Annotated in this window: 3 protein-coding genes; all 3 read left to right on the top strand. The window is 69.9% G+C overall.

Going from position 1 to position 2,159, the window contains the following annotated elements; all coding sequences use genetic code 11:
• A partial coding sequence (locus tag ACXC9Q_RS41815) for a DoxX family protein (RefSeq protein ID WP_457062602.1) occupies positions 1–235 on the top strand: 235 nt, incomplete at its 5' end.
• A gap of 13 nt (positions 236–248) precedes the next feature.
• Positions 249–938 (top strand): AMP-binding protein, encoded by a 690-nt coding sequence (locus ACXC9Q_RS41810; protein ID WP_457062601.1) that lies wholly within the window; start codon positions 249–251, stop codon positions 936–938.
• Positions 939–1,156: 218 nt separating this feature from the next.
• Entirely contained in the window at positions 1,157–1,831 is a 675-nt protein-coding gene (locus ACXC9Q_RS41805; RefSeq protein WP_457062600.1) for a phosphatase PAP2 family protein, read from the top strand.
• The last annotated feature ends 328 nt before the right edge of the window (positions 1,832–2,159 follow it).

Here is a 2,159-nt window from a genome sequence, read left to right as displayed (position 1 = left end):
TGTCGGTGCCTACCAGCGCATCGGGGTCCTGGAGGTCGCGGGTGCCGCAGGAGTCCTGCTCGGCCTCGCGATACCCCCGCTCGGAGTGCTCGCCGCGGCGGGTTTGCTGCTCCTCATGGTTGGAGCCCTCGGCGCGCACCTGCGCCAGCACGCCGGCGTAGCCGAGATGGCACCAGCGCTCGTCGTCACCGTGCTGCTCTTGGCCTATCTGTGGCTCGCCTTCGGCAAGATCTGACGAAGAGGCCGACATGACCAACCTCAGCCAGAACCTCACCGAGTCCGCTTCGATGTACCCCGACCACCCGGCCGTCCGGATGGATGACCACGTGCTGACGTACGCGGCCCTCGACGACGCCGCGTCCCGGATGGTCACGCTGCTGCGCGGCAGCGGCCTGGAGCCTGGCGACCGTGTCGGGCTGATGCTTCCGAACGTGCAGTTTGCGATCTCGTACTACGGCATCCTCCGCGCCGGCGGGGTCGTCGTGCCGATGAACCCGCTGCTCAAGGCGCGCGAGGTGGAGTACTACCTCCGCGACTCCGGCGCCAAACTGCTCATTGCCTGGCATACCTCTGCCGCGGAGGCAGAGGCAGGTGCGAAGGCCGCAGGCCCCGACTGCCTGGCGGTCGCGCCCGGGGACTGGGACTTCCAAGCCGCGCTCGCGGCGACGCCGCCCGCGACCGACACGGTCACCCGGTCCGACGACGACATCGCGGTGATCCTCTACACCTCCGGCACCACCGGCAATCCGAAGCGCACCGAACTCACACACGGCGGCCTGAACCGCAACCAGGCGGTGACTGCACGGGCCCTGATCAACGCCGCCAGGGTCCTCAGCGGCGAGCGGACAGGGACACGATCCACGCCACCCGCGCTGCTGCCGTCCTTGCCGGCACCGACGTCTCGCAGGCCAGCCCCGGCGAAGCTGAGGCGGCCATAGCGATCAGTGCTCCGCGACGAGATCCGGGTCCGGAGGCGGGCAGGTTCTGCGGCCTGTGGCGGTGAGGTGCCGCAATGGGGCTTGCGTTCGGCGGTGCCGCCGCTGCTGCTGGGGGTGGCCGTAGGCGCTGACCGCCAGGTCCGGTCTAGCCTTGGTTTAGCCTGGGTGCAGCGCTAGCACCTGACGTCCGGCCACCAGTGAATCGAAGGATCCTCCCTATGTCCTCCCATGCTGGCACACAGCAACAGAGCGTCGCGGACGCGCTGGCGCGGCGGGTTCAGGCGCGGCGAGGCGCCGAATCCGTGTGGGTCGCGGCGTTGGGTGAGCTGGGGGCGGTGGACCAGGCGGTGTATGAGGCTGTGGCGGAAACCCCCACCCCGGAGCTGGACGGCCCCGTTCGCCGGCTCTCGAAGGCGGCGAACTACTCGCGGCTATGGCTTGGTATCGCCGCCGTGATCGCCGCGCTCGGTGGCAGGCGTGGACGCCGCGCGGCGCTGGAGGGCGTGCTGGCGATCGGGGTGACCTCGGCGACCGTTAATCTCGGCATGAAGCCGCTTGCCCAACGGCGGCGCCCGGATCGCGCCGGCCACGCCATGTTTGCGGCTCGAGGTGTACCGATGCCGGAATCCGACTCTTTCCCGTCCGGCCACGCCGCGTCGGCGTTCGCGTTCGCCTACGCGGTCGGCCGGCACCTGCCTGGGCTGGCCGTGCCGATCCGGTTGCTGGCCGGCGGCGTCGCCTACTCGCGAGTCCACACCGGCGTGCACTATCCGGGTGACGTGATCATCGGTTCCATCGTCGGCGCCGGAACCGCAGCGACAGTCGCTGCAGGATGCGACCGCATCTACCGACTGCAGGACCGAACTGCGAACGTGCGTAACCGGCAGCCCTGACGGGGCCCGCACCTCCTCGGCGTATCAGCCCTCTGGCAGCCGACGCGTTTGCCTGGGAGGCGATAACGGCCCCGATGGTGGCGGACCTTAATGGCGGGGCGAGATTCGGACTCGCAGAGCCCTGGGCCGGATAGTGAACTGCAGCGGCGGGCTTAGATCGATCGCCTCGCCATCAATCCCTGCGTGTACAGGTGGCAGCGCGCTGACGTCCAGAGGTGGCGCGCTCCAGGCTCGCCCTGGAGTGTGGGGGCAGCCCGCGGGGGGTGCGGGGCACGGTTGGGTGCGTCGAGAACGATGATCCCGAGTCGGCCGCTGTCGAGGGCCGGAC

The organism is Kribbella sp. CWNU-51 (genome assembly GCF_054073265.1).
The sequence above is the reverse complement of the archived record's forward strand: the minus strand, read 5'-3'. Positions and strand labels throughout refer to the sequence as shown.

Bases quoted from the DNA above. Each gene is read 5' to 3' on its own strand.
- ACXC9Q_RS41810 (WP_457062601.1), top strand. From the start codon at position 249: ATGACCAACCTCAGCCAGAACCTCACCGAGTCCGCTTCGATGTACCCC.
- ACXC9Q_RS41805 (WP_457062600.1), top strand. From the start codon at position 1,157: ATGTCCTCCCATGCTGGCACACAGCAACAGAGCGTCGCGGACGCGCTG.